The sequence below is a fragment of the Mycobacterium paraterrae genome (assembly GCF_022430545.2).
Classification (GTDB): domain Bacteria; phylum Actinomycetota; class Actinomycetes; order Mycobacteriales; family Mycobacteriaceae; genus Mycobacterium; species Mycobacterium paraterrae.
Map to the genome: position 1 here is coordinate 1,255,038 of NZ_CP092488.2, position 25,844 is coordinate 1,280,881.

The 25,844-nt window shown below is 66.2% G+C and carries 24 protein-coding genes; 7 read left to right on the forward strand and 17 right to left on the reverse strand.

Translation table 11 applies throughout. The features are described 5' to 3' along the window. Nucleotides 1–882: an HhH-GPD family protein gene (locus MKK62_RS05990; protein WP_240261913.1), complete on the forward strand. Its 882-nt coding sequence runs from the start codon at nucleotides 1–3 to the stop codon at nucleotides 880–882. Here the strand turns inward: MKK62_RS05990 and MKK62_RS05995 are convergent. Then, nucleotides 879–1,631: an alpha/beta fold hydrolase gene (locus tag MKK62_RS05995; protein ID WP_434085027.1), complete on the reverse strand. Its 753-nt coding sequence runs from the start codon at nucleotides 1,629–1,631 to the stop codon at nucleotides 879–881. The two genes, MKK62_RS05990 and MKK62_RS05995, sit on opposite strands and share 4 nt — an antisense overlap. A gap of 56 nt (nucleotides 1,632–1,687) precedes the next feature. Between MKK62_RS05995 and mhuD the strand changes: the two genes are divergently transcribed. The 3 genes from mhuD to nicT are packed head-to-tail and all read left to right on the forward strand — an operon-like array spanning nucleotide 1,688 to nucleotide 4,431. Next, nucleotides 1,688–1,999, forward strand: coding sequence for a mycobilin-forming heme oxygenase MhuD (gene mhuD / locus MKK62_RS06000; protein WP_240261912.1), 312 nt, complete (start codon nucleotides 1,688–1,690; stop codon nucleotides 1,997–1,999). Continuing rightward, a complete protein-coding gene (locus MKK62_RS06005) occupies nucleotides 1,968–3,335 on the forward strand; it encodes a serine hydrolase (protein ID WP_240261911.1) in 1,368 nt (455 codons plus the stop codon). The genes mhuD and MKK62_RS06005 overlap by 32 nt, the downstream gene beginning before the upstream one ends. Before the next feature lie 7 nt (nucleotides 3,336–3,342). Then, nucleotides 3,343–4,431 (forward strand): Nickel transporter NicT, encoded by a 1,089-nt coding sequence (nicT, locus tag MKK62_RS06010; RefSeq protein WP_240261910.1) that lies wholly within the window; start codon nucleotides 3,343–3,345, stop codon nucleotides 4,429–4,431. A gap of 51 nt (nucleotides 4,432–4,482) precedes the next feature. Here the strand turns inward: nicT and clpC1 are convergent, their stop codons facing one another. From clpC1 to ftsH, 14 genes are all read right to left on the reverse strand, one after another. Then, nucleotides 4,483–7,026: an ATP-dependent protease ATP-binding subunit ClpC gene (gene clpC1 / locus MKK62_RS06015; RefSeq protein WP_240261909.1), complete on the reverse strand. Its 2,544-nt coding sequence runs from the start codon at nucleotides 7,024–7,026 to the stop codon at nucleotides 4,483–4,485. Between the two features lie 268 nt (nucleotides 7,027–7,294). Then, nucleotides 7,295–7,633, reverse strand: a complete 339-nt coding sequence (lsr2, locus tag MKK62_RS06020; protein ID WP_240261908.1) for a histone-like nucleoid-structuring protein Lsr2 — start codon at nucleotides 7,631–7,633, stop codon at nucleotides 7,295–7,297. Nucleotides 7,634–7,753: 120 nt separating this feature from the next. Further along, complete coding sequence (gene lysS, locus MKK62_RS06025) at nucleotides 7,754–9,271, reverse strand: lysine--tRNA ligase (protein ID WP_240261907.1); 1,518 nt, start codon at nucleotides 9,269–9,271, stop codon at nucleotides 7,754–7,756. Between the two features lie 99 nt (nucleotides 9,272–9,370). After that, on the reverse strand, nucleotides 9,371–10,186 hold the full coding sequence (locus MKK62_RS06030; protein ID WP_240261906.1) for a type III pantothenate kinase: 816 nt from the start codon (nucleotides 10,184–10,186) through the stop codon (nucleotides 9,371–9,373). Between the two features lie 28 nt (nucleotides 10,187–10,214). Then, nucleotides 10,215–10,622, reverse strand: coding sequence for an aspartate 1-decarboxylase (panD, locus tag MKK62_RS06035; RefSeq protein ID WP_240261905.1), 408 nt, complete (start codon nucleotides 10,620–10,622; stop codon nucleotides 10,215–10,217). Further along, the gene (gene panC, locus MKK62_RS06040) at nucleotides 10,622–11,620 is read right to left on the reverse strand and encodes a pantoate--beta-alanine ligase (protein WP_240263805.1); all 999 of its coding nucleotides are present in this window, start codon (nucleotides 11,618–11,620) and stop codon (nucleotides 10,622–10,624) included. The genes panD and panC overlap by 1 nt, the downstream gene beginning before the upstream one ends. After that, nucleotides 11,620–12,525, reverse strand: coding sequence for a Rossmann-like and DUF2520 domain-containing protein (locus tag MKK62_RS06045; RefSeq protein ID WP_240261904.1), 906 nt, complete (start codon nucleotides 12,523–12,525; stop codon nucleotides 11,620–11,622). Before MKK62_RS06045 ends, panC begins: the two co-directional genes overlap by 1 nt. A gap of 112 nt (nucleotides 12,526–12,637) precedes the next feature. Then, a complete protein-coding gene (locus tag MKK62_RS06050; RefSeq protein ID WP_240261903.1) occupies nucleotides 12,638–14,308 on the reverse strand; it encodes a DUF6779 domain-containing protein in 1,671 nt (556 codons plus the stop codon). A gap of 98 nt (nucleotides 14,309–14,406) precedes the next feature. Next, nucleotides 14,407–14,883, reverse strand: coding sequence for a DUF3180 domain-containing protein (locus tag MKK62_RS06055; RefSeq protein ID WP_240261902.1), 477 nt, complete (start codon nucleotides 14,881–14,883; stop codon nucleotides 14,407–14,409). Continuing rightward, nucleotides 14,883–15,422 carry a 2-amino-4-hydroxy-6-hydroxymethyldihydropteridine diphosphokinase gene (gene folK, locus MKK62_RS06060; protein WP_240261901.1) on the reverse strand — a complete coding sequence of 180 codons (540 nt, stop codon included), beginning with the start codon at nucleotides 15,420–15,422 and terminating at the stop codon, nucleotides 14,883–14,885. Before folK ends, MKK62_RS06055 begins: the two co-directional genes overlap by 1 nt. A gap of 76 nt (nucleotides 15,423–15,498) precedes the next feature. Then, entirely contained in the window at nucleotides 15,499–15,888 is a 390-nt protein-coding gene (gene folB / locus MKK62_RS06065) for a dihydroneopterin aldolase (protein WP_240261900.1), read from the reverse strand. Continuing rightward, on the reverse strand, nucleotides 15,881–16,711 hold the full coding sequence (gene folP / locus MKK62_RS06070) for a dihydropteroate synthase (protein ID WP_240261899.1): 831 nt from the start codon (nucleotides 16,709–16,711) through the stop codon (nucleotides 15,881–15,883). Before folP ends, folB begins: the two co-directional genes overlap by 8 nt. Continuing rightward, nucleotides 16,708–17,325: a GTP cyclohydrolase I FolE gene (folE, locus tag MKK62_RS06075; protein WP_240261898.1), complete on the reverse strand. Its 618-nt coding sequence runs from the start codon at nucleotides 17,323–17,325 to the stop codon at nucleotides 16,708–16,710. Before folE ends, folP begins: the two co-directional genes overlap by 4 nt. A 16-nt stretch (nucleotides 17,326–17,341) precedes the next feature. Further along, nucleotides 17,342–19,654, reverse strand: a complete 2,313-nt coding sequence (ftsH, locus tag MKK62_RS06080) for an ATP-dependent zinc metalloprotease FtsH (RefSeq protein WP_240261897.1) — start codon at nucleotides 19,652–19,654, stop codon at nucleotides 17,342–17,344. A gap of 255 nt (nucleotides 19,655–19,909) precedes the next feature. Between ftsH and MKK62_RS06085 the strand changes: the two genes are divergently transcribed. Together MKK62_RS06085 and MKK62_RS06090 are read left to right on the forward strand one after the other, a co-directional pair. Then, on the forward strand, nucleotides 19,910–20,896 hold the full coding sequence (locus tag MKK62_RS06085) for an alpha/beta fold hydrolase (RefSeq protein WP_240261896.1): 987 nt from the start codon (nucleotides 19,910–19,912) through the stop codon (nucleotides 20,894–20,896). Then, nucleotides 20,893–22,074 (forward strand): LLM class flavin-dependent oxidoreductase, encoded by a 1,182-nt coding sequence (locus MKK62_RS06090; protein ID WP_240261895.1) that lies wholly within the window; start codon nucleotides 20,893–20,895, stop codon nucleotides 22,072–22,074. Before MKK62_RS06085 ends, MKK62_RS06090 begins: the two co-directional genes overlap by 4 nt. A 52-nt stretch (nucleotides 22,075–22,126) precedes the next feature. On the opposite strand, the gene MKK62_RS06095 is transcribed toward MKK62_RS06090, so the two are convergent. Both MKK62_RS06095 and MKK62_RS06100 read right to left on the reverse strand, forming a co-directional pair. Beyond that, complete coding sequence (locus tag MKK62_RS06095; RefSeq protein WP_240261894.1) at nucleotides 22,127–23,365, reverse strand: PPE family protein; 1,239 nt, start codon at nucleotides 23,363–23,365, stop codon at nucleotides 22,127–22,129. Between the two features lie 9 nt (nucleotides 23,366–23,374). Beyond that, entirely contained in the window at nucleotides 23,375–23,674 is a 300-nt protein-coding gene (locus MKK62_RS06100; protein ID WP_240261893.1) for a PE family protein, read from the reverse strand. Nucleotides 23,675–24,241: 567 nt separating this feature from the next. Between MKK62_RS06100 and MKK62_RS06105 the strand changes: the two genes are divergently transcribed. After that, entirely contained in the window at nucleotides 24,242–25,669 is a 1,428-nt protein-coding gene (locus MKK62_RS06105) for an amino acid permease (protein WP_240261892.1), read from the forward strand. Nucleotides 25,670–25,844: the final 175 nt, after the last annotated feature.

Sequence of the window (25,844 nt, forward strand, 5' to 3'; positions counted from 1 at the left end):
ATGACCCTCGCGATAACGCATAGTGAACTCTTGGACTGGTATGACCGGTCGAAGCGCGATCTACCTTGGCGGCATCCCGACGTGACCCCATGGCAGATCATGGTGAGCGAATTCATGCTGCAGCAAACTCCGGTGTCCCGGGTCGAGCCGATCTGGCGTGACTGGATCGCGCGGTGGCCGACTCCGTCCGCGACGGCGGCAGCCGGCCCCGGTGAGATCGTGCGCGCCTGGGGCAAATTGGGATATCCGCGCCGCGCGAAGCGTCTGCACGAGTGCGCGGTCGTCATCGCTCGCGATCACGGCGACGTCGTTCCCGACGACGTCGAGGTGCTGTTGACGCTGCCCGGTGTCGGAAGCTACACCGCCCGCGCGATCGCGTGCTTCGCCTACCAGCAGTCGGTACCGGTGGTCGACACCAACGTGCGCCGGGTGGTGGCCCGGCTAGTGCACGGGAAGGCCGACTCCGGGCCGGCCTCAGCCACCCGCGACCACGCGGACGTGTCGGCACTGCTACCGGAAGATGCCACGGCACACACGTTTTCGGCGGCGCTGATGGAATTGGGCGCGACGGTGTGCACGGCACGGACGCCGAAGTGCGGCGTGTGTCCGCTCAGCGTATGCCGGTGGCGGGAAGCGGGCTTTCCACCGTCGGACGGCCCGGCTCGTCGAGCGCAGACCTATGCGGGAACCGACCGGCAGGTGCGGGGACGGCTGCTGGACGTGTTGCGCGGCAACGACTTACCGGTGACCCGCGACCAGCTCGACATCGTCTGGCTCCGCGACACCGCGCAGCGCGACCGGGCGCTGGAGTCGCTGCTGGCTGACGGCCTGGTGGCTAAGACCAGCGACGGACGATTCGCCCTGTCCGGCGAAGAGAACTAGGCCAAAAACGCCTCGACCGCACGCCGGTATGCCTGCGGCGCGTCGTCGTGCACCAGATGGCCGGCGTCTGGAACTCGTAGATACGTTGTGCGGTAACCGCTTTGGTGCATCGCGTACATCTGGCCCGCCGGCGCCACAGAATTGCCGGCTTCGATGAGCAGGGCCGGCACACGCACCGCCTGCCACTGCGACCAGTAGTCGCGGGTGCCCCATTCGGCCGCGATCTCGATCCACCGGGACATCTGGCCGTGCAGCCGCCATCCGGTTTCGGTCCGGTCGAAGGCTTCCAGGAAGTACCGGCCGGCGACATCACCGAACTCCGCGATGACCCGGTCGGCGGAATCGAATTCGACCGGCAGGCTGCGCAGCCACGGCTCCCACGGCCCGGTGGTCCGGCCGCAGAAGTCCGGCGCCATGTCCTCGATGACCAACGACGACACCAGATCGGGTCGCTCGGCGGCCAGACACCACGAGTGCAGGCCGCCCATCGAGTGGCCGACCAGTCGGGCCGGGCGACCGAGCGTGGCGACGGCGTCGCCGAGGTCCGCCACGAAGCGTTCCGTGCTGACCGGGAACGGGTCGTCGACCTGGCGGCCGCGGTGCCAGGGTGCGTCGTAGGTGTAGACGGCGCCTAACTCAGCCAGCCAAGGCAGTTGGCGCGACCAGGTGCTCCCGCGACCCATGAGCCCGTGCACCAACACGACCGGCTCACCGTGCCCACCACGATGCGTCAGCAGATCAGCGGCCATGAAGACTATCTTTGCGCGCTTTGGGCCGCGATTGGCCCGCGCGGTAGCCTTGCGCCATGCCAGTGGTGAAAATCAACGCCATCGAGGTGCCCGCGGATGCAGGCCCCGAACTCGAGAAGCGGTTCGCCCATCGCGCGCACGCAGTCGAGAACTCGCCGGGTTTCCTCGGTTTCCAGCTGCTCCGCCCCGTCAAGGGCGAAGACCGATACTTCGTGGTGACGCAGTGGGAGTCCGAAGAAGCCTTCCAGGCCTGGGCGACCGGCCCGGCCATCGAGGCGCACGCCGGTCAGCGGCAGAATCCGGTAGCTACCGGCGCGTCCCTGCTGGAGTTCGAGGTTGTGTTGGACGTTGCCGGATCAGGCCAGTAAACGCGGTCGGCGCCGCCGGGCCGCGGCACTGGCGGTCGCCGCCGCGCTCGTCGCCGGCCTGACTCCTGCTTGCGCGCCGCCGCGGACACCCGCGGCCAATGCGGCGGGTTCGGCTCGGGAGATCGACATGAGGACGCCGGCCGGGCTGCGTGCCCAACAGACACTGGACATGCTGAATTCGGATTGGCCCATCGGTCCGGTCGGAATCGGCACCCTCGCAGCACCCAAGATGGTCCCCCAAGTGCAGAGCATGATGGAAAAGCTTTGGTGGGATCGGCCTTTCACGTTAAACGGGGTCGACATCAAGGCGGGTGCGGCAACGCTGAAGCTGACCACGTCGTACGGCGCCCAGCAAGAGATGCGGATTCACACTGACGACGACACGATGGTCGACGGATTCGACCTCACCACGTTGACCCCGAAGATTTCGTCGTTCAGCGATGTCGACGCCGTGCTCGGTAAGACCAAGGCCCGGTATTCGTGGCAGGCCACCAAAGTGACCGACGGCCAGTGCCGTCGGGTGGCGGGCACCAATACCGAGCTGTCGTTGCCGCTGGCGTCGATCTTCAAGCTGTACGTGCTCGACGCGGTATCGGATGCGATCAAAGCGGGGACGCTGTCCTGGGACGACCAGCTGACCGTCACCGAAAAGGGCCGAGCCGTCGGATCGAGCATGGATCTGCCAGTGGGAGCACGGATTTCGGTGCGCACCGCCGCCGAGAAGATGATTGCCACCAGCGACAACATGGCGACCGACATGCTGATCGAGCGGGTTGGGCCGCAGGCCGTCGACGACGCGCTGGTCAAGACGGGGCACCACGATCCGGCAGCGATGACGCCGTTCCCGACGATGTACGAACTGTTCACTGTCGCCTGGGGGCGGCCGGACGTGCGCGAGCAATGGAAGAATGGCACCCCCGAAGTCCGCGCGCAGATGCTGCAGCGCGCTAATTCGGCTACCTATCAACCAGATCCGTTCCGCGCTCACGTCCCGGCGTCGGAGTCGAACGCCGAGTGGTACGGCAATGCCGACGACATCTGCCGGGTTCACGTCGCGCTGCAGGCCGGCGCGGTGGGCCCGGCGGCACCGGTCAAGAACATCTTGGATGTCTCCACCGGGGTCAACCTGGACCGCAACGACTGGCCGTACATCGCCGCGAAAGCCGGTGGGCTGCCTGGTGATCTGACCTTCAGCTGGTATGCGATCGACAAGGAGCGTCAGCCGTGGGTGGTGAGCTTCCAACTGAATTGGCCCCGTGATCACGGCCCTGCCATCACCGGGTGGATGCTGCAGATCGCCAAGCAGGTATTCGCCTTACTGCGTACGCAACGCTAGATCGCACGTGCTCCCCCTCTACCGGCATCTGGTGTCGACCTGGGATCGTCGCGACTTCGTCGAGATCGGTGTGCTGCTCGCGGTGATCGGGCTGATGCACGTGGTCGGCTTCGCGGTGTTCATATTCGTGATCGCGCCGCACCACTATCGGGCCGGCACGCAGATTTTCGGCGCCGGATTGGGTGCCAGCGCATACCTTTTCGGGCTGCGGCACGCCTTCGACGCCGACCACATCGCCGCGATCGACAACACCACCCGCAAGCTGATGTCCGACGGCCGAAAGCCCAAGGCGGTCGGCTTCTGGTTCGCGATGGGCCATTCGACGCTGGTGCTGCTGATGGCCGTACTGATCATGGTCGGCGCGCGGGTGGTCGGCACACTGGCCGACGAGAAATCGCCGACCCGTCACCTGCTGGGAATCGCGGGCACCATGGCCTCCGGACTATTCCTCTACGTCATCGCGCTCATCAACGTGATCGCGATGGTCGGCATCTACCGCGCATTCGTCAGGCTGCGGCACGGCTCCTACTCCGACCGCGAAATCGAAGCAGCGCTCAACGATCGGGGATTCTTCGCTCGCCTGCTGCGTCCGGTCATGAATCGGATCACCCGGCCAGTACAGCTGTATCCGGTGGGCGCGCTGTTCGGTCTGGGCTTCGACACCGCCACCGAGGTGGCATTGCTGGCGCTCGCCGGCACCGGCGCGGCGGCCGGCCTGCCGTGGTACGCCGTCCTGGTGGTGCCGCTGCTGTTCGCGGCCGGCATGACGCTGATGGACACATTGGACGGTCTGCTGATGACGGCGGCCTACGACTGGGCGTTCATGCAACCGGTCCGCAAGGTGTTCTACAACCTCGCGGTTACCGGGCTGTCGATCGCGGTGGCATTGCTCATCGGGTCGATCGAACTGGTGTCGATCCTGCACGACGACCTGAATTGGAACGACCCGGTCACCAGCTGGATCAGCGCCATCGACCTGAACAACGCCGGCCTGGTCATCGTGGCGCTGTTCGCGGTCACCTGGATCGGCGCAATCGCCTATTGGAAGCTGGCCAACGTCGAAGCTCGCTATCGGGTGGCGGAGTCCACCGAATAGCCGAAAGGCCGGCTAACGCTGTGCGCTAGCCGGCCTTTCGAGCTTGTATGACTACGGCGTCGCAGTCCCGGTGCCACCGGCCGCGTGGGCGCCGGTGCTGGCCAGGTCAGACTCGGCCGGCTTGCGGTGCCCGACGAAGGTGAACACCGCGTCCTCGCCGTTGCCTTCGCCGTCCCAGTTGTCCACGTCCACCGTGACAACCTGGCCGGGCCCGACCTCTTCGAACAGGATCTTCTCGGACAGCTGGTCCTCGATCTCGCGCTGGATGGTCCGGCGCAGCGGACGGGCGCCCAGCACCGGGTCGAAGCCGCGCTTGGCCAGCAGCGCCTTGGCCTTGTCCGTCAGCTCCAGGGCCATGTCCTTGGCCTTGAGCTGCTTGCCGACCCGGCCGATCATCAGGTCGACCATCTCGATGATCTCTTCCTGAGTCAACTGGTGGAAGACGATGATGTCGTCGATACGGTTCAGGAACTCCGGGCGGAAGTGCTTCTTCAGCTCGTCGTTGACCTTCTGCTTCATCCGCTCGTAGTTGTTCTCACCGCCACCCTGGGTGAAGCCCAGGCCGACCGCCTTGCTGATGTCGGAGGTACCGAGGTTCGAGGTGAAGATCAGCACGGTGTTCTTGAAGTCGACCGTGCGGCCCTGACCGTCGGTCAGGCGGCCGTCCTCGAGCACCTGCAACAGGCTGTTGTAGATCTCCTGGTGCGCCTTCTCGATCTCGTCGAACAGCACCACCGAGAACGGCTTGCGCCGGACCTTCTCAGTGAGCTGGCCGCCCTCTTCGTAGCCCACGTATCCCGGTGGGGCACCGAACAGTCGCGAAGCGGTGAATCGGTCGTGGAACTCGCCCATGTCGATCTGGATGAGCGCGTCGTCATCGCCGAACAGGAAGTTCGCCAGCGCCTTGGACAGCTCGGTCTTACCGACACCGGACGGGCCGGCGAAGATGAACGAACCGGACGGGCGCTTGGGGTCCTTCAACCCCGCACGGGTACGGCGGATGGCCTTGGAGACAGCCTTGACGGCGTCCTCCTGGCCGATGATCCGCTTGTGCAGCTCGTCTTCCATGCGCAGCAACCGGGTGGTCTCGGCCTCGGTGAGCTTGAACACCGGGATGCCGGTCCAGTTGCCGAGCACCTCGGCGATCTGCTCCTCGTCGACTTCGGCGACCACGTCGAGATCTCCCGAGCGCCACTGCTTTTCGCGCTCGGCTCGCTGGGCAACCAGCTGCTTCTCGCGGTCGCGCAGGCTGGCCGCCTTCTCGAAGTCCTGCGCGTCGATCGCGGACTCCTTTTCCCGGCGGGCGTCGGCGATCTTCTCGTCGAACTCGCGCAGGTCTGGCGGAGCCGTCATCCGGCGGATCCGCATCCGCGCGCCGGCCTCGTCGATCAGGTCGATCGCCTTGTCGGGCAGGAACCTGTCGTTGATGTAGCGGTCGGCCAGGGTGGCCGCGGCCGCAACGGCGCCGTCGGTGATGGACACCCGGTGGTGCGCCTCATAGCGGTCACGCAGACCCTTCAGGATTTCGATGGTGTGCTCCACCGTCGGCTCGCCGACCTGCACCGGCTGGAAGCGGCGCTCCAGCGCGGCGTCCTTCTCGATGTACTTGCGGTACTCGTCGAGGGTGGTGGCGCCGATCGTCTGCAGCTCGCCGCGGGCCAGCTTGGGCTTGAGGATCGACGCCGCGTCGATCGCACCTTCGGCCGCCCCGGCACCGACCAGCGTGTGCAGCTCGTCGATGAACAAGATGATGTCGCCCCGGGTGTTGATCTCTTTGAGCACCTTCTTCAGGCGCTCTTCGAAGTCACCGCGGTAGCGGCTGCCGGCGACCAGCGAACCCAGGTCGAGGGTGTAGAGCTGCTTGTCCTTCAGCGTCTCGGGCACCTCGCCGTGCACGATCGCCTGTGCCAGGCCTTCGACGACGGCTGTCTTGCCGACGCCGGGCTCACCAATCAGCACCGGGTTGTTCTTCGTGCGTCGGGACAGCACCTGCATGACCCGCTCGATTTCCTTCTCCCGGCCGATCACCGGGTCGAGCTTGCCTTCCATCGCCGCCGCCGTCAGGTTGCGACCGAACTGGTCCAGGACCAACGAGGTCGACGGGCTGCCGGACTCTCCGCCGCGGCCGCCGGTACCGGCTTCGGCGGTCTCCTTGCCCTGGTAGCCACTCAGCAGCTGGATGACCTGCTGGCGCACCCGGGTGAGTTCGGCGCCGAGCTTGACCAGCACCTGCGCGGCCACGCCCTCACCCTCACGGATCAGTCCGAGCAGAATGTGCTCGGTGCCGATGTAGTTGTGGCCGAGCTGCAGCGCCTCGCGCAGGCTCAGCTCCAGGACCTTCTTGGCACGAGGGGTGAACGGGATGTGACCGGACGGAGCCTGCTGACCCTGGCCGATGATCTCCTCGACCTGGCTGCGGACACCTTCTAGAGAGATGCCCAGCGACTCCAGCGACTTGGCCGCTACGCCTTCGCCCTCGTGGATGAGGCCGAGCAGGATGTGCTCGGTGCCGATGTAGTTGTGGTTGAGCATCCGGGCCTCTTCTTGCGCCAGGACGACCACCCTGCGGGCACGGTCGGTGAATCTTTCAAACATTGGCGGTTACCTTGCCCTCTCTCACCAATGGCGCAGTCTCACCATCGGTACTTCGTCATTGTCGGCTTCTGCGCCGACACCGCGTACCTGTCGTCCACTGTAGTGGTCGATGGGCCGGGCTTCCTACCTTGCTATCGCTAAGCCACTTCGGGGTTCCCGGCTACAACGCAGTTGCAACAAAGCAACGCGGGAAAAGTCCGAATGGTTTCCCGCGTAGGTGATCGATCAGTTCGCCACCAGCGAAAGCGCGGCGTGCCGCGCCCGTGAATTAGGTCGCAGCGTGGAAAGCGTCAATCACGTCGGCGGGGATACGGCCGCGAGTCGACACGTTGTGTCCATTACGCCGGGCCCAGTCGCGGATTGCCGCGCTCTGCTCGCGGTCGATGGCGCCACGGCCCCGTCCGTTGCTGGAGCGTCCGCGGCGGCGGCCACCGACCCGCCGAGAGGCTTCCACCCACTGCTTCAAGTCGTTTCGAAGTTTCGTCGCATTCTTCGCCGAAAGATCAATCTCATACGTCACCCCGTCGAGGCCGAATTCGACGGTTTCATCTGCGGCGCCTTCGCCGTCGAAATCGTCAACAAGGGTAACGGTCACTTTTTTCGCCATTGGCTGAGCCTCACTGCTTTCTTCTCAGACACTTGCCATACAAGACACGTGCTTGGACCGCCCCCGCCGGACAATCTACCATAATCCGACGAGTAATTCAATACAGTGCGCCGAAACGGCTCAGTTGCTATGCGGACGCACAATAGGAAACAATACCGTCTCTCTAATTGACAGCCCGGTCAAAGCCATCAGCAGTCGGTCGATGCCCATTCCGGTTCCGGTGCACGGCGGCATAGCGTGTTCGAGCGCCGCGAGGAAATCCTCGTCAAGCATCATTGCCTCGTCGTCGCCGGCCGCCGCGGCACGGGCCTGCTCGGCGAACCGTTCGCGTTGCACCACCGGGTCGATCAATTCGGAGTATCCCGTGGCCAGCTCGAATCCGCGGATATACAGGTCCCACTTTTCAGTCACCCCGGCAATGCTGCGGTGTTGCCGGGTCAAAGGCGTTGTCTCGACCGGGAAATCCTTGACGAAGGTGGGCGCGGTCAATGTCGAGCCCACCGTGTGCTCCCAAAGTTCCTCGATCAACTTGCCGTGCCCGTACCCGCGATCAGCCGGAACCTCAACGCCAAGTGACGCGGCGATAGCACGCAAGCGATCGACTTCTGTGTTTGGTGTGATCTCTTCGCCAAGAGCGCTAGATAGTGATGGATACATTTCTATCGACGCCCATTCTCCGTCGATGTCATAGATGCTGCCGTCCGGCAGAGAGAGTTGTCGAGTACCGATCGCCTCGTCAGCCACCTGTTGAATAAGCTCTCGGGTTACAACCGCGGAATCGTCATACGTTCCATACGCTTGATAGGTCTCCAACATGGAAAATTCGGGAGAATGTGTGGAATCGGCGCCTTCGTTTCGGAACACTCGATTTAGTTCAAAGACCCTGTCGAAGCCCCCGACGACGCAGCGCTTCAGGAAGAGTTCCGGTGCGATACGCAGGTAGAGGTCGATGTCGAGCGCATTGGAGTGGGTGATGAACGGGCGCGCCGCCGCCCCGCCCGCCAGCGTCTGCAGCATCGGCGTCTCGACTTCTAAAAAGCCACGTTGTTCGAGAGCATTGCGCAATGCACGAATGACGGCAATTCGCTGACGAGCGATCGTGCGCGCCTCCGGGCGCACGATCAGGTCGACATAGCGCTGCCGTACCCGCGATTCTTCGCTCATCTCCTTATGGGCCACCGGCAGCGGCCTCAAGGCCTTGGACGCCATTTCCCAGCTGTCGCCGAGCACGGACAGTTCACCGCGCCGCGAGCTGATCACTTCGCCGTGGACGAACACGATGTCGCCGATATCGACGTCGGCCTTCCACTGGTCGAGCGCTTGCTGACCGACGCTGGCGAGACTGAGCATGACTTGGAGCTGGGTGCCGTCACCCTCCTGGAGGGTGGCAAAGCAGAGCTTGCCCGAGTTGCGGGCGAAAACCACGCGTCCGGCAACTCCGACGACGTCACCGGTCGAGGAGTCGGCGGCCAGGTCCGGATAGGCGGCGCGAATCTCGGCCAGCGTATGGGTGCGCGCAACTTCGACGGGATAGGGATCGCGGCCCTCGTCGGCCAGGCGCTGTCTTTTGTCCCGGCGGATCCGAAACTGCTCGGGGAGGTCGCGTGGGTCCTCGGAGTCGTAGCCGGCGGCGTTCACGACCTGCCAGCTTAAAGGACTCGGGACCGCGAACCAGCGGCAGCGGTTGTGATCCTCGACCGATCGCAGCCCTGGCTTCTAATCGCGGAACAGCGACGGTCAGCGCGCGGTCTTGAGCCGTCCACGCTGGCTGTCCCGGTTGCGTTCGAAGACCAGGCGCAGGCCGTGCAGGGTCAGGTGCTGGTCGTAGTGGTCGACCGAATTCAATTCGGCCAGGAGCAACGGCGCGGTGTGACCGGTGGCTACTACGGCGACGTTATCGCCGGCGAAGCCGTCGACGTCATTGCGGATTCGGCCGACCAGACCGTCCACCAGGCCGGCGAAGCCGAAGACTGCACCGGACTGCATACATTCGACGGTATTCTTGCCGACCACCGAGCGGGGCCGGGCCAGCTCGACGCGACGCAGGGCGGCCGAACGCGCTGCGGCGGCATCCGAAGACACCTGGATACCCGGCGCGATCGCGCCGCCCAGGAATTCCCCCTTGGCGGACACCACGTCGACGCAGATCGAGGATCCGAAGTCGATGACGATCGCGGCGGAGTTGTACTTCTGAAAAGCAGCCAGGCAGTTGACGATCCGATCGGCGCCGACTTCTTTGGGATTGTCGACCAGCAGCGGGATACCGGTGCGGACCCCGGGCTCGATCAAGACGTGCGGCACCGTTGGCCAGTACTGCTCGAGCATCAGGCGCACCTCATGCAGCACCGAAGGCACTGTGGACAGCGCCGATGCGCCGGTGAGCTTGTCGGAGTCGTCGCCGATCAGCCCGTCAATGGTCAACGCGAGCTCGTCGGCGGTGATCTCGGATTCGGTCCGAATCCGCCACTGCTGCACGACCTTTGCGTGCTCCTTGGCACCGGAGAGCAATCCGACGACGGTGTGGGTGTTGCGGACGTCGATGGCCAGCAACACGGTCAGGCGTCTCTCGTTCGGGCAAGCTTCATCGCGGTGAGACCAGCTCGCCCGCGTCGGCCGGCACGAATGCCGGGTCGCTGCCCAAGTCGATCGCGTTGTTCTCGGCGTCGACGAAAACGATCTTGGGCTGGTAGCTGCGCGCCTCGGCGTCCTCCATCTGCGCGTACGCGATCAGGATCACCAGGTCGCCGGGATGCACGAGATGCGCTGCCGCGCCGTTGATCCCGATGACACCGCTGCCGCGCTCACCGGTGATCGCGTAGGTGACCAGCCGGGCGCCGTTGTCGATGTCGACGATCGTCACCTGCTCACCTTCGAGCAGGTCGGCGGCGTCCATCAGATCGGCGTCGATGGTCACCGAGCCCACGTAGTGCAGGTCGGCTTGCGTCACCGTCGCTCGGTGGATCTTCGACTTGAGCATTGTCCGTAACATCAATTCCTCCAATGCGATTCGAGAGGTTGACTGCTCGGCTCCTCCTCGGGCCGCAGCGCGGCCCGCATCGTCGCAGAGCGGGATTCAGCTGACGTCGCGGGCACTTGCCCGTCGATGCCGACTTCTGTTCCGATTTCGATGGCAACGTTGTCGAGCAGCCGGGTCGTACCCAGTCGGGCGGCGACCAGCAGGCGGCCGGGGCCGGTCACCGGGGCCGGGCCCAGTGCGGTGTCGCGCACTTCGAGGTAATCCACTTCGATCGTCGGCTCCGCTGAAAGCACCGCGCGGGCGGCGTCCAGCGCAGCCTGAGCACCGGCCGGCGCGGCGTGCGATCCAGCCAGCAGCGCCGCCGACAGGACGCTGGCGAGTTCGCGTTGAGCGGGCTCGAGGTACCGGTTGCGGGACGACATCGCCAGGCCGTCCGTTTCGCGCACGATCGGCACGCCGACGACTTGAACGTCGATGTTGAGGTCGGCGACCATCTGCCGGACCAGCACCAGCTGCTGGTAGTCCTTCTCGCCGAAGAAGATTCGATCGGGCGCAACAATCTGCATCAATTTGCAGACGACGGTCAGCATGCCCGCGAAATGAGTGGGGCGCGCGGCGCCCTCGAGTTCGGACCCCAGCGGGCCGGGGTGGACGGTGCTACGTGGTCCGTCCGGATACATCGCCAAAGCGCTTGGTGTGAAAGCAATTTCGACTCCCGCACCGCGCAGCAATTCGAGATCGGCCTCGACGATCCGCGGATAGGCTTCGAGGTCTTCGTTGGCGCCGAACTGCAACGGGTTGACGAAGATCGACACCACCACAACCGACCCGGGCACGCGTTTGGCGGCCCGCACCAGCGCAAGGTGCCCGTCGTGCAGCGCACCCATGGTCGGTACCAGCATCACCCGCCGGCCCGTGCGCCGCAGCGCACGGCTGACGTCACCGACACCGCGCGGGTCGGCGTAGACATTCAGTTCGCCGGCATTGAACTTCGGCGTCCGCTGGCTGATCACCGGGCCAGCACCTCGAGCACATCGTCGGGGGCGTGCACCTTTTCGGCGGTGCGCAGCGCATTGGCCCGGTAGGCCTGCGCGAGTTGCGGGTCGACACTGCGCAGCGCGTCGAGGTGCCCAGCGACAGCGTCGGCGTCTCCGCGGGCGATAGGGCCGGTCAGCGCCGCCTGCCCACGCTGCAGGGTGTTTTCCAACGCCGCACGAGCGAGCGGACCCAGGATGCGTTCGGCGATGCCACCGGGCTGGTAGTCGACGAGTTGTTGACCGAGCAGCTCGGTGCCCGACACCGCAGCCCGCAGCGCGTCCAGCGCGTCGGTCACCACGGTGACGATGTGATTGCCGGCGTGCGCCAGCGCAGCGTGATACAGCGTGCGGGCCTGTTCGGGGACCCGGAAGGGTTCGCCGCCGATCTCGAGGACAAGCGACTGCGCGATCGCATAGCCAATCTCGTCGGCGGCAGTGATCCCGAAACAGGTGTCCGGGAGCCGGGCAATGTCCTCGTCCGAGCCGGTGAACGTCATGGCCGGATGGATGGCCAACGGGATGCAATCCGTCAGGGGCGCCAGGACGTCGACGCCGTTGACACCCGAGGTGTGGACGACGATGGTGCCGGGGCGCACCGCCGACGTGGCTGCCAAACCCGACACCAGGCCCGGCAATTCGGTGTCGGGCACCGCCAGCAGCAGCAATTCGGCGTTTCCGGCGACGTCGGGTACCGACATGACAGGGGTGTCCGGAAGTCGGCGCTGGGCGCGCTGCCGGGAGGCGTGCGAGACGGCGCTGCAGGCGACGACGACGTGGTCGACGCGTTCTAACGCGACACCTAAGGCGGTACCCACCCGGCCGGCCGACACGATGCCCACCTTGAGCCGCGCCGGGCGCAATCCGTCGAACTGCACCATCGCAGACGACCCTCACAAGTCATTTGGTTTCGTTCCAGTCCCGCGAAGCAGGTACCGGACGGTCGGTAAGACTCTACAACGACAATCGAGCCGAAACGCTGTGGTGTTCGCCTCAGTCCTCGCGACGCCGGCGGCGGCCGCCGCCCTCGGACGGGGTGGTTTGTAGCCGGGCCAGTAATTCGGCCACCGACTGGCCACCGGATTGCGGCTCGTCGGCCTCCGATGGGTCGTCGGCACTGCGGTGCCGGGCGCTGGGCAGCGGGGGCGGCGACATCGCCGGACCCCGGTCGGGCGATGCGGGCGGGGGAGGCGGTGGAGGAGGCGGGGCCGGCGACATCGCCGGGGCGGGGGCTGCTTCGGCTGGATCGGCGTAGTCCGCGGAGTGGCGGGATCGTGCGCGACGGCCCGACTCGCCAAAGTCGGCACTCGGCTCGGACGACTCGTCGGGGGTTGGTTCGGCAGGTGCGCCGGAGTGCCGGCCGCGACGCTCGGGCGGCGGCTCCACGGGCTCACCGAGAGCCGGCGGGCGGTACGACGGCTTGTCTCGGGACGGTCCGTTGTCGTAGGCCCACGATGCCGGGGCGGGGCCGGTTGGCTGGCTGGAGCTCCAGTTGCTGCCGGGCGCTCCGGGCGGCAGCCACTGCCCCTCGGGACTCACCGGCTGCCACGCGTCCGATTGCTCGGGCTGCCGCGGCGTTGCGGTCGGTGGCGGCCACTGGATGCGCGGCTGCTGCTGCGGCGGTTCCTGCTGCGGCGGCGCGGGCGGTTCTGGCGCCGGTGTCGGCGCATACTGCGGCTCCGGCTGCCCAGGCGGCTCCGCGCGCCGGTGGGAACGGCGCCCCGGCTGCTGCTCGACCTGCTCGGGTCCGGTTGGCGGCTTGGGACTGGGCGTGGGCCCTCCGCCGGCAGGGTTCTGCGGCGGGGCCCAATTGCGGGCCTCCTGCCGACGTTCCGCCGGACCGGCTGGCGACGGAGGAGCGGACGGCGGAGCCCAAGGGGCGGACGCGGGTTCATTTCGCGCGGCCGGAGTTTCCTGCTCACCGGTTCGCCGATGCGAGCCGCGGTCCGGTCCAGGCTGCTCGGCGGACCGATTCTGTCGCGGGGGCGCATACTCGTGCGCTTGTGGCGCATACGACTGCTGTGGGCTCTCCGCGACCGACTGCCGGGGCTGGGCCGGGGTCAGGGGCTCTTCGTGCACGTCGATGATCGAATCGTCGGCGCGGCGAGCGGGCTCTTCGGCCCGGACCGACTGCACCCGGTTGATGCGCTCTCGGGCGCTTTCGTCTTCGCGGTCCCATTCGCTGTAGCCGCGCACGGGTCGGCGTTCGCCCTCAAGGGCGGGCCGCTCACTGAGCTCGGCGTCGAACAGGATTTCCAAATTGGTGCGCAGCGCGGCCAGCTCGGCGCGCAACTCCGATACCTCGTCGTTGGCCTGCGCGCGCAGCTCGGAGGCCAACTCGCGGCGCAGCTGAGACTCCACGGTGAGCTCGTATTCGCGGCGAGCTGAAATCTCTCGGTCGAGCTGCAGGTCGTAGACCAGTTTCAGGTCACGCGCCCGGGCTTGATCCACATCGCTCTGCCGGCGGTAGATCACCGAGACGAATGCGGCAACGACGGCGGCCCACAAAGCGAGAATCACCGCGAGTTTGAGCAGCTCTACCCTGTTGGTGAAGACGAGTGCGGAACTGGCGCCGATGGCCAGTACCAGCAACGCCGTCAGCAGCACCCATCCCGGTCTGCGGCCGCTGCGCCGCACGCGGGCGCCGCGGGACAGATCGGTCATGGCCCGAGAGTACCGGCCCCGGGTCGCTGCGCGTGTCGTCGTGCTCCGGCGTTTCTCACCTGGACTAATCGTGGAAATAGGGTGGTCGTCGCCCCCAGCTAATTCTCAGCACCCTCGCCGTTCTCGGTCGGGTCTCCCGGCGACTTACAGCAATGCTGGAGCCACAGCGCGGCAGCGACCAGAACCAGGGCACTGAGTGCCGCGACCGCGGTGCCGGTGGTGTCCTCGGCGGCGACGCGGAGCCACGACCGCCTCGGCAGCAGATAGGTCAGCACGGCCACCCACCAGCCCAATGCCAAAGCCCCGACCCACGCCGACGCCTGCGCGATCACCAGGCTGCGAGCCACCGACAGCGGATGTAGCCGGTCGGCGCCGTCGCCGATTTCGCCGGCTGCGATCTTGGCCCGCACATGCCGGCCCCACGCCGCCTCGGCGACGCCAACCACCAACAGCGACAGACCGGTCCGGACCGTGATCGGCGGAAACCATCGATACACCGCGATGACCAGCAGATAACCCGCGAGCGCAGTGCCGAGCGCCGCGGCGGTCAAGTCACGTTTGCGGGTGGGACCCATCAGCTTTCGGTGCGCAGCTCGAGGACGAACTCGGTACGCCGCACGCCGGCGCGGTCCGCGGGATCCAACTGGGCGATCAGCTTTGCTACCGACTGCGCTCCGCCCGCCACCGTCAGGGTCGCGCCAGGGTCGATGGCCAGCCACGGAATCAGCACAAATGCCCGCAAATGGGCAAGGGGGTGCGGCAGGGTGAGGCCGTCTTCAAGGGAGAAGAGCTCGGTGTCGCCGTCCAGCGACGTCAGGTGGCAGCAGATCAGGTCGACGTCCAGGGTGCGTGGGCCCCACTTCTGCCCCCGCACGCGATCGGCAGCGGCCTCCATCTGCTGAGCGCGGTCCAGCCAGCCGTGCCCGTCGAGCCTCGCGTCCTCGGCAATCAGCACCGCGTTCAGGAACGGACCCTGCTCGACGCCGCCCCACGCCGCGGTCTCGTAGACCGGGGACACCGCCTGTACCGCGTCTCCGAGCTGGTCGAGCACCGACTGCAGCCGGGCCAGCCGGTCGCCCAGGTTGGATCCGATCGACAGCACGACGCGGGTCATCGGCGCCACTCTCCCCCGCAAGCGGGAGGTGCCCCCACCACGCCGGCCCTGCCGGCGTCATCGTCGTCGGCGGAAGTCACGCAGGCACCACCTGTCCTCGTCCGCCCCGCCGGGAGCGGCGGGCCACCACCGCGACGTCGGCGAAGGTCTGCGGAATCGGAGCCTGCGGCTTGTGCACCGTCACCTCCACTGCGTGCACGCGTTCGTCCTTGATGACGTCCTCGGCGATCTCACCGGCGACCGTCTCGATCAAGTTACGGGCCGGGCCAGCGACGACCGCGGCCGCCCGCTCGGCTAGTACGCCGTAGTCGTACGTGTCGGAGAGGTCGTCGCTGGCCGCCGCATCCGCGAGGTCGATCCAGACGATGACGTCGACGACGAAGTCCTGACCATCGGTGCGCTCATGGTCGAATACGCCATGGTTGCCGCGAACCCTCAACCCTCGCAACTCTATTCGGTCAGCCATCAGATCCCCGTGCCCACGCCTCGACCACTTTTACAGCATCGACCGACGCGCGCACGTCGTGTACCCGAACTCCCCAGGCGCCATGCAGCGCCGCCAGCGCCGACACCACCGCGGTAGCGGTCTCGCGGCCGTCGGGCGGCCGAACCTCCCCGTCAGGACCCGCCAGCAAACTGCCGAGAAAGCGTTTGCGTGACGCGCCGATCAGCACCGGAACACCGCCGGCCACCAACTCCGGCAGCGCGTGCAGCAACGCCCAATTGTCTCGCGCGGACTTCGCGAAACCAAGGCCGGGATCGATGATCAACCTAGCCGGGTCCACTCCGGCGGCAACCGCGTTGTCGACGCAGCCCATTAACTCGTCGCGGACTTCGACGACCACGTCGCGATACGGGGGCACCTGATGCGGCTTGTCGGCCGAGACCGAACGCCAGTGCATCAGCACCCAGGGCACGTCTGCCTCGGCCAGTAGCGGCGTCATAGCCTCGTCGGCGCGACCGCCGGAGACGTCGTTGACCATGGATGCGCCGTTTTCCAGAGCAGCCTGCGCCACACCGGCGTGCATGGTGTCGACGCTGACAGTAATACCTTGTGCCGCAAGCTCTTTGATGACAGGAACCACCCGGTCGGTTTCGACTCTTGGGTCGATGCGCTGCGCGCCGGGTCGGGTCGACTCGCCACCAACGTCGACAATCGTCGCTCCGTCGGCGGCCAATGACAGCCCATGCTGGACAGCACGTTCGGCATCGAGATAACGGCCGCCATCCGAGAACGAGTCGTCGGTGACGTTGACCACCCCCATGACCTGGACGTGCGTCGGGGTCACTTGCGCAGGATCAGCTCGAGCGCCTCCGCTCGAGATGCACTGTTGGACTTGAACTGTCCGCGCACAGCCGAGGTCGTGGTCACCGCGCCGGGCTTGCGGACACCCCGCATCGACATGCATAGGTGTTCGGCCTCGATCACCACGATGGCACCCCGCGGGTCGAGCTTGCGCATCAGCGCGTCGGCGATCTGCGCGGTGAGGCGTTCCTGGACTTGCGGCCGCTTGGCGTACATGTCGACCAGTCGGGCGATCTTGGACAACCCAGTCACCCGGCCGTCCTGGCCGGGGATGTAGCCCACGTGCGCCACACCGTGGAAGGCCACCAGGTGATGCTCGCAGGTCGAGTACATCGGGATCTCTTTGATCAGCACAAGCTCGTCATGCTGCTCGTCAAAAGTGGTGTCCAGCACGGCATCCGGGTCGCTGTACAGGCCAGCGAACATCTCCTGGAAACTGCGCGCGACACGCGCCGGGGTATCGACCAGTCCGTGCCGGTCGGGGTCTTCGCCGATGGCGTAGAGCAATTCGCGGATGGCAGCTTCGGCGCGCGGTTGATCGAACACCGGTTTGTTCAAGGTCACGGTGTGGGAATTCTGCTGTGCTGTTGATGCCATGGGCGCCCTGTTCGTGTCAGCCGTGCGTCGAGGGGTTGGACGGACTCGAGCCGCCGCCACCCGATGGATCGGCGGCCTGGCCTGGCTCCGGCGCGGGTGCACCGGGCGGCGGGTACGGCGGATACGGCGGATAGGGCTGGCCCGCGTTCTGGTGCGGCGGCCCCGGCCAGTGTGGCTGCGGCTGCGGCGGCGGGTACCAGTAGCCCGGCTGCTGCGGTGGTGGCCATCCCGGCGCGTGCCATCCGGCGGGCGCTCCGTAGTCGGGCTGTGTGGAGTTCTGCTGGCCACCGTTGGAGCCTGCGTGAGATCCGTTGTTGCCGTTTGCGCTTCGCTCGGCATCAGCGCGCTCACGCGCCGCCGCCGCGATGGCCGCCTTGAAGGCCGGCTCGGGCTCCGGCTTGGGCCACGGCTCGCCGCGCTCGATCGCCAGCTCGCCGGGCGTCTTGATCGGCGGCTTGTCCGACGGGATACGGCCCCCGAAGTCGTCGAAAAGGGTAAGGCGCGGCCGCTTTTCGACGTCGGCGAAGATCGCCTCCAGGTCGGCGCGATGCAGCGTCTCCTTCTCGAGGAGTTCGCCGGCTACAGCGTCGAGTACGTCCCGGTACTCGGTCAGGATCTCCCAGGCCTCGGTGTGCGCAGCTTCGATGAGTTTGCGCACTTCCTCGTCGATTTCGCGCGCCACCTCGTGCGAGTAGTCCGGCTGGTTGCCCATGGTCCGGCCAAGGAAGGGATCGCCCGCTTCGGTCCCGTACTTGACGGCCCCCAGCTTGGAGCTCATGCCGAATTCCGTGACCATCGCACGAGCCACTTTGGTGGCGTGCTCGATGTCGGAGGACGCCCCCGTGGTGGGCTCGCGGAATACCAGTTCCTCGGCCGCTCGCCCGCCCAGCGCCATCACCAACCGGGCGACAAGCTCCGAGCGCGTGTGCATGCCCTTGTCGTCCTCGGGTACCGCCAAGGCGTGCCCACCGGTCTTGCCGCGGGCCAGGATCGTCACCTTGTAGACCGGGTCCAGCCCGGGCATTGCCCAGCCGGCCAGGGTGTGGCCGGCCTCGTGGTAGGCGATGGTCTTCTTTTCCTGCTCGCTGATGATCCGGCTCTTGCGCCGCGGGCCGCCGACCACCCGGTCGACCGCCTCTTCCAGCGCAGCCCCGGTGATCACGGTGCCGTTCTCCCGAGCCGTCAGCAGCGCCGCCTCGTTGATCACGTTCTCCAGGTCGGCCCCCGTCATGCCGACGGTCCGCTTGGCCAAGCCGTCGAACTCGACGTCGGGGCCGAAAGGCTTGCCCTTGGCGTGCACCCGCAGCACCGCGCGCCGGCCCGCCAGGTCGGGGCTCGACACCGGGATCTGGCGATCGAAGCGGCCGGGCCGCAGTAGGGCGGGGTCGAGGATGTCGGGCCGGTTGGTCGCCGCGATCAGGATGACGCCTTGACGGTCGCCGAAGCCGTCCATCTCCACCAGCAGCTGGTTCAGCGTCTGTTCACGCTCGTCGTGACCGCCACCGAGCCCGGCGCCGCGTTGCCGACCAACGGCATCGATTTCGTCGACGAAGATGATGCAGGGGCTGTTCTGTTTGGCCTGTTCGAACAGGTCGCGCACCCGGGACGCCCCGACGCCGACGAACATCTCGACGAAGTCAGAGCCGGAGATGGTGAAGAACGGCACCCCGGCTTCCCCGGCGACGGCCCGTGCCAGCAGCGTCTTACCAGTTCCCGGCGGACCGTAGAGCAGCACGCCCTTGGGGATCTTGGCGCCGAGCGCCTGGTATCGCGTCGGGTTCTGCAGAAAGTCTTTGATCTCGTAGAGCTCTTCGACCGCTTCGTCGGCGCCGGCGACGTCGGCGAACGTGGTCTTCGGCATGTCCTTGTTGAGCATCTTGGCTCGCGACTTACCGAACCCGAAGCCCATCCGGGCGCCACCCTGCATCCGGGAGAACATCATGAACAGGCCGACCAGCAACAACAGGGGCAGCACGTAGACCACCAGCGAGCCGATGATGCTGCCCTGGTTGACCACCGTGCTGACCTGGGCGTCTTTGCTGTTGAGTTGGTCGAACAGCGGCACCGCGTAGCCGCTCGGGAAGTGGGTGATGATCTTGTCGGAGCCGTCGGTCCCGGTCGCTGCGCTCTTCAACGTGAGCCGGACCTGCTGCTCTCGGTCGTCGATCTGGGCGCTCTTGACGTTGCCGGCCTTGATCTGAGCCGTCGCGACTGAGGTGTCGACCGGCTTGAAGCCGCGCGTGTCGTCGCTGAAGTAGAAGAAAGACCAGCCAAGCAGCAGCACGACCGCGATGGCCGTGAGCGTGCGGATTACGTTTTTCCGGTTCATCAATCATCGGCCGTCGCCGGCCCGGTCCTTCCCGATACACGCAGCTGGAATAGTCCAGGTTACCGCCCCGTGGTGATCGCCAGCTCGGCGCAGGCGCCGAGCGCGGCGGGTCACCACCAACTGACCCCGTGGTGATCGCGAGCTCGGCGCAGGCGCCGAGCGCGGCGGGTCACCACCATCGGACAACGTCTCGGTTCTAACAACGAATAAGAGTTCCCGACACCGGGCACCGACGGCGTGTGCTTTGGTGAATCAGTGTCTGACAGCCAGCCGATCACTGAACGCACCATCGCCAGCAATGGTGTGCACCTGCACACCCTCGAAGCGGGTGAGGTCGGCGCGCCTGTCGTCATCCTCGCGCACGGCTTCCCCGAGACCTCTTACTCATGGCGTCACCAAATTCCGGCATTAGCCGCCGCCGGATACCACGTGCTCGCTCCCGATCAGCGGGGCTATGGCCGCACAACCAGCCCGAAGGACGTCGCGGCCTACAACATCGCCGACCTGTCCGCCGATCTGGTCGGCCTGCTCGACGATGTCGGCGCCGACAAAGCGGTCTTCGTCGGCCACGACTGGGGCTCTTCGGTGGTGTGGAGCTCGGCGCAACTGCACCCGGACCGGGTCGCGGCGGTGATCGGCATGAGCGTTCCGCCGGTGCCGCGCTCGCAGGTTCCTCCGACCCAGGCATTCCGGTCGATTTTCGGCGACAGCTTCTTCTACATGCTCTATTTCCAGGAGCCCGGGGTGGCCGACGCCGAACTCGACTCCGACCCGCGCCGAACCATCATCCGGATGCTCAACGGGCTGACCCGATCCGACGATGCGGCGGCCGGGCTGCGGCTGATCGAGCCCGGGCTGGCCGGCTTCATCGAACGACTCCCCGACACCGACAGCCCGCCGAACTGGATCACCGCTGACGAGGTCGACCGCTACGTCGCCGAGTTCACCCGTACCGGCTTTACCGGCGGACTCAACTGGTATCGCAACCTTGACCGCAACTGGGAGCTGATGGCCGACCCGCCTGCCGACACCATCGAGGTGCCGGCAATGTTCATCGGCGGCACCGCCGACCCGGTGCTGAGTTTCATGCGTCTCGACCGCGCGCCCGAGGTGGTGATCGGTCGCTACCGCGAGGTGCTGATCGACGGCGCCGGGCATTGGCTCCAGCAGGAGAAGCCGGAGCAGGTCAACGAACTGCTGCTCGACTTCCTGTCCAGCGTGAACATCGGCGTCCAGCTGTGAACCGGCCGCTGAAGTTCGGCGTATTCCTCACACCGTTCCATCCGGTCGGCCAATCCCCCACTGTCGCACTGGAATACGACATGGAGCGAGTGGTCGCGCTGGATCGGCTCGGCTTCGACGAGGCGTGGTTCGGTGAGCATCATTCCGGCGGATACGAGTTGATCGCTTGCCCGGAGGTGTTCATCGCCGCGGCCGCCGAACGGACCAAACACATCCGGCTGGGCACCGGAGTGGTGTCGCTGCCCTACCACCACCCGCTGATGGTGGCTGACCGCTGGGTATTGCTGGATCATCTGACCCGCGGCCGGGTGATCTTCGGCACCGGGCCAGGCGCGCTGCCTTCGGACGCCTACATGATGGGGATCGACCCGATCGAGCAGCGCCGGATGATGCAGGAGTCACTGGAGGCGATCCTCGCTCTCTTCCGTGCCGCGCCGAGCGAGCGGATCAGCCGCCATTCGGACTGGTTCACCCTGCGCGACGCGCAGCTACACATCCGACCCTACACCTGGCCGTACCCGGAAATCGCCACGGCGGCAATGATTTCGCCGTCCGGACCGCGACTGGCCGGGGCGATGGGCACATCGCTGTTGTCGTTGTCGATGTCGGTCCCCGGCGGTTATGCGGCCTTAGAGAACACCTGGGACGTGGTCGAGGAGCAGGCCGCCAAGGTCGGCCGTGCCCAACCGGACCGCGCCGGCTGGCGGGTGCTGTCGATCATGCACGTCGCCGACACCCGCGACAAGGCGATCGACGATTGCACCTACGGCCTGCAAGATTTCGCCAACTATTTCGGTGCGGCCGGTTTCGTCCCGCTGTTCAACGAGGTCGAGGGCGCGCAGACGCCGCGGGAGTTCGTCGAAAACTACGCGGCCCAAGGCAATTGCTGTATCGGCAGTCCCGACGACGCGATCGCCCACATCGAAGACCTGCTCGAGCGGTCCGGCGGATTCGGAACGCTGCTCATGCTGGGCCACGACTGGGCCTCGCCCGAGGCGACCTATCGCTGTTATGAATTGATTGCCCGCAAGGTCATCCCGCACTTCAAGGGTCAACTCGAAGCGGCCCGGTCCTCACACGAGTGGGCCAGCGAGAAGCGCGACGAGCTGATCGGGCGCGCCGGGGAGGCGGTCGTCAGGGCCATCACGCAGCACGTCGCCGAAACGGGCGGCAGCTGATGCGGGCACCGTTACTACCTCAAGACCGCATGGCGTTGCCCACCCTCCAGCGTCAGCCCCCGACCGTCGGCCGGGGCACCACCGTCGGCTTGAAACCGTAACGCGGAGCGGCGAATTGCATGCCGCGCCCGCCACTGCCAGCCATCACCGGTGGCGCTCCCATGCTGTTGGCGACCGGTGTAAGCGGCTGCGACGACACCGGGGTGCCGAGGTTGCCGATCGAGGTGACCGCAGGGCTCACATTCGGGGCAACGCCACCCCAGGTCGGCGGCACCGAGAGCTTGCCCACCAATTCCGCCTTACCGAGGCTGCTGAGCACCGAACCGGGCACAGCCGATGGAACGCTGGGCGTTAAGGCCGCCGGAAGCGCTTCGACCGCTGACGCTTTCGTAGCCCCTCCGAATGCTTTGGTCGCCGCTTCCGCCAGCCCCTCGATGTCTTTGGTGGCGGTCGTGGACAGTCGGAAGGGGGAGACCAGCCGGATGACCGTGTCGAAGGGCGTGCTGCCGTCCAACGTCTGCGAACCGGTCAAACCCTCAAGGATGTCGCCGAAGGCCCCTCCCACGACGATGCCGTCGCCGTTGGAGTTGAAGACATGTCCCGTCAGACCCACAGCGGCCAGGAAGCTGTTGACGTCTGTCAACCACGGCGGGTTCCCCAGCACCGGCGCGGCCGCGGCCGCCAGAGCGTTGGTGACGTTCTGCCCGGTGCTGGAACCGATCGCTTGTGAAACGGCGGCCGCCTGGGCACCGAGGCCGGCCGGGTTCACCGTTTCTGCAGCGGGGATGAATGGTGCCAGCGCCGAGGCCGCGGCCGACGCGCCCGCGTAGCTGTACATCGCGCCGGCGTCCTGCGCCCACATCTCGGCGTATTGGGCTTCGGCGGCCAGGATGGCCGGCGTGTTCTGACCCAGCAGGTTGGTCGCGATCAGCGCCATCAGCAAAGCCCGGTTGGCGGCGATCTCCGGTGGGGGCACCGTCGCGATGAACGCCGCTTCGTACGCGCTGACCGCGGCAGCCGCCTGAGCGGCGACCTCTTCGGCCTGGATCGCGGTCTCGGTGAGCCACTCCACCTGAGCGGCTGAGGACACGGCCATCGACGTCGCGGCCGGACCCAGCCACGAGCCATCGGTGAGCGCGGCCACCACGGCTTCGTAGGCCGAGGCCAGTGTGTGCAGCTCGGCGGAGAGCGCCGCCCAAGCCGAGGAAGCTGTCAACATCGGCACCGAACCAGCGCCTGAATACATCAACCCGGAATTGACCTCCGGCGGTAAAACTGCAAAGTCCAGCACGATCGCGCCCTATCCGACCGCTGCGGCGTTGGCCGACTCGGTGACCGCGTAGGAACCGGAGCTGGCGCCCAGCATGGTCGCCATGAACTCTTGGACCGCGGCCGCGTGGGCGCTGACCGTTTGGTAGAGCTGCGCGTGCGCGGCGAACTGCGCGGCGGTCAACGCCGACACCACATCGCCGGCAGCGGGCACGATCCCTGCCGTAGGTGCGGCCGCAGCCGCATTCGCGGCCTTGAGCGACCCGTTGATGGCGTGCAATTTTCCAGCGGCCGCAGCCAGGACTTCGGGCTGCGCGACGACGTTTGGCATGGCTCCTCCGAAAGATGCTTGTAAACAACAGCTTCAGCGAGCACCGACGCGGCTGAAGCAAACCTTGCGACACGGTAAGCCAGTGATATCGCGCAAATACAGCTTCGCTCAACGCTGTTCACTTGAGAGTCGGTGAGTATTCACTTAGCTGAGCGACTGACGCCAAAGATAGGAATCTCACCTGAAAAGTATTGGAATACAACATGATTAGAGATCGATATGAGGTTTGCAGCCACTGTCACAATACCCGGTAGGCTTTGCTCGGCGCATGTTTTGACGGCAATTGCTGCGGCTGTCAAGCGCAGTGACAGCCCGGTCCAGCGAATGCGGTTGGTACCGAGCGATATTGATCGTCTCGTCATCGAATAGCTGCTCCGTTAGCCGATTTCGCCGATTCGTCGGTGCCCACTTTTCGGCTGGCCCGAAAACAGCGTCCGCGTCGCATCCGTCGCAGCTCTCTGCGCTGGTATATCGTGTTTCGAGCTGACCAAATCACCACACTCAACGCGACGTGGAGCAGCTCGATCGTCCCGGCGTGGCGACCACGGATGCAACCGAGGAGGCGCCATGCCCACGCCGGCGGTCGGCCTGCGCCAGCAGATGCTGCGTCGTCGCCCGGTCAGCGGAGCTCCCGTTGCCGAGGGCGCCTCAGATCAGCTGCAACGCAGCCTGGGTGTCTTCCTGCTCACCATGTTCGGTGTCGGCGAGACCGTCGGCTCCGGCATCTTCATCGTGCTGTCGCAGTCCGTGCCACAGGCCGGCCCGGCGGTGGTGATCTCGTTCATCATCGCCGGCGTCGCGGCGGGCCTGGCGGCAATCTGCTACGCCGAGCTGGCCTCGGCAGTACCCGTCTCGGGCTCGGCCTACTCGTACGCCTACGCGACGCTCGGCGAGTTCGCGGCTATGGGTGTGGCCGCCTGCCTCCTGCTGGAGTACGGCGTATCGACGGCCGCGGTCGCCGTCGGCTGGAGTCAGTACCTCAACAAACTGCTCGGAAATATCTTCGGAGTCGTTCTCCCGCAGTCTATTTCGGCAGCGCCATGGGACCCTCAACACGGTGTGGCCAACCTTCCGGCGATAGCTCTGGTGGCGATGTGCGCGGTGCTGTTGATCCGCGGCGCGAACGCATCGGCAAAGGTCAACGCCGTCATGGTGGTGATCAAGATCGGCGTACTGGTGTTGTTCTCGGCGATCGCGTTCACCGCCTTTCATGCCGGCAATTTCAAAGACCTGGCGCCGTTCGGGCTCTCCGGCATCAGCCTGGCCTCAGGCACGATCTTCTTCGCCTACATCGGCCTGGACGCCGTGTCGACGGCCGGCGACGAGGTCAAAGACCCGCAGCACACCATGCCGCGGGCAATCATCGCCGCCTTGATGATCGTCACCGCGATCCATCTTCTGGTGTCGGTGGCCGCGATCGGCGCGCAGAGGTGGCAGGACTTCAAGGGCGAGGAGGCCGTGCTGGCGGTGATCCTGGACCACATCACCGGCAACACCGCGGGCAGCACCATTGTCGCTGCCGGAGCTGTGATTTCGATTTTCTCGGTTACGTTGGTGACGCTCTACGGGCAGACCCGCATCCTGTTCACCATGGGCCGCGACGGACTGCTGCCCGCGGCGTTCGCGAAAGTGCACCCGCGCACGATGGCGCCGGTTCGCAACACGCTGATCGTCGCGTTCGTGGTGGCACTGCTGGCCGCGGTGGTACCACTGGACCGGCTCGCCGAAATCGTCTCGATCGGGACATTGACGGCGTTCATCGTGGTGTCGGGCGGCGTGATCGTGCTGCGGATCCAGGAGCCCGACCTGCCGCGGGGGTTCAAGGTGCCCGGTTACCCCTTGACACCGATCCTGTCCATCGCTGCGTGCGCCTACATCCTGGTCAGCCTGCACTGGTACACCTGGGTCGCGTTCAGCGGCTGGGTCGCGGTGGCGTTGATCTTCTACCTGGCCTGGGGTCGCCGGCACAGCGCTCTTAACGGTCGCGTCGACTAGCCGGCCCCCTCCTTACGAGTTCAGGTTTCGCCATAGGCAGTAGCCCGTCATCGTTATCGAGAAAAGACTGGGCAACACCCGAAACGAGAGCGGCTGCCCTACCGGCCCGGCCTCCGCTTCGGGCGAGCTGACAACCCCTGCCCCGGCCACCGCTGTCTGCTCCTCGATGCACCGG

Excerpts from the sequence above, each read along its gene's own strand:
- folB (WP_240261900.1), bottom strand. The coding sequence starts at position 15,888 with ATGGCTGACCGAATAGAGTTGCGAGGGTTGAGGGTTCGCGGCAACCAT.
- MKK62_RS05995 (WP_434085027.1), bottom strand. The coding sequence starts at position 1,631 with ATGGCCGCTGATCTGCTGACGCATCGTGGTGGGCACGGTGAGCCGGTC.
- folK (WP_240261901.1), bottom strand. The coding sequence starts at position 15,422 with ATGACCCGCGTCGTGCTGTCGATCGGATCCAACCTGGGCGACCGGCTG.
- folE (WP_240261898.1), bottom strand. The coding sequence starts at position 17,325 with ATGGCATCAACAGCACAGCAGAATTCCCACACCGTGACCTTGAACAAA.
- MKK62_RS06100 (WP_240261893.1), bottom strand. The coding sequence starts at position 23,674 with ATGCCAAACGTCGTCGCGCAGCCCGAAGTCCTGGCTGCGGCCGCTGGA.
- MKK62_RS06050 (WP_240261903.1), bottom strand. The coding sequence starts at position 14,308 with ATGACCGATCTGTCCCGCGGCGCCCGCGTGCGGCGCAGCGGCCGCAGA.
- ftsH (WP_240261897.1), bottom strand. The coding sequence starts at position 19,654 with ATGAACCGGAAAAACGTAATCCGCACGCTCACGGCCATCGCGGTCGTG.
- lsr2 (WP_240261908.1), bottom strand. The coding sequence starts at position 7,633 with ATGGCGAAAAAAGTGACCGTTACCCTTGTTGACGATTTCGACGGCGAA.
- MKK62_RS06055 (WP_240261902.1), bottom strand. The coding sequence starts at position 14,883 with ATGGGTCCCACCCGCAAACGTGACTTGACCGCCGCGGCGCTCGGCACT.
- MKK62_RS06105 (WP_240261892.1), top strand. The coding sequence starts at position 24,242 with ATGCCCACGCCGGCGGTCGGCCTGCGCCAGCAGATGCTGCGTCGTCGC.
- MKK62_RS05990 (WP_240261913.1), top strand. The coding sequence starts at position 1 with ATGACCCTCGCGATAACGCATAGTGAACTCTTGGACTGGTATGACCGG.
- clpC1 (WP_240261909.1), bottom strand. The coding sequence starts at position 7,026 with ATGTTTGAAAGATTCACCGACCGTGCCCGCAGGGTGGTCGTCCTGGCG.
- MKK62_RS06045 (WP_240261904.1), bottom strand. The coding sequence starts at position 12,525 with ATGGTGCAGTTCGACGGATTGCGCCCGGCGCGGCTCAAGGTGGGCATC.
- mhuD (WP_240261912.1), top strand. The coding sequence starts at position 1,688 with ATGCCAGTGGTGAAAATCAACGCCATCGAGGTGCCCGCGGATGCAGGC.
- panD (WP_240261905.1), bottom strand. The coding sequence starts at position 10,622 with ATGTTACGGACAATGCTCAAGTCGAAGATCCACCGAGCGACGGTGACG.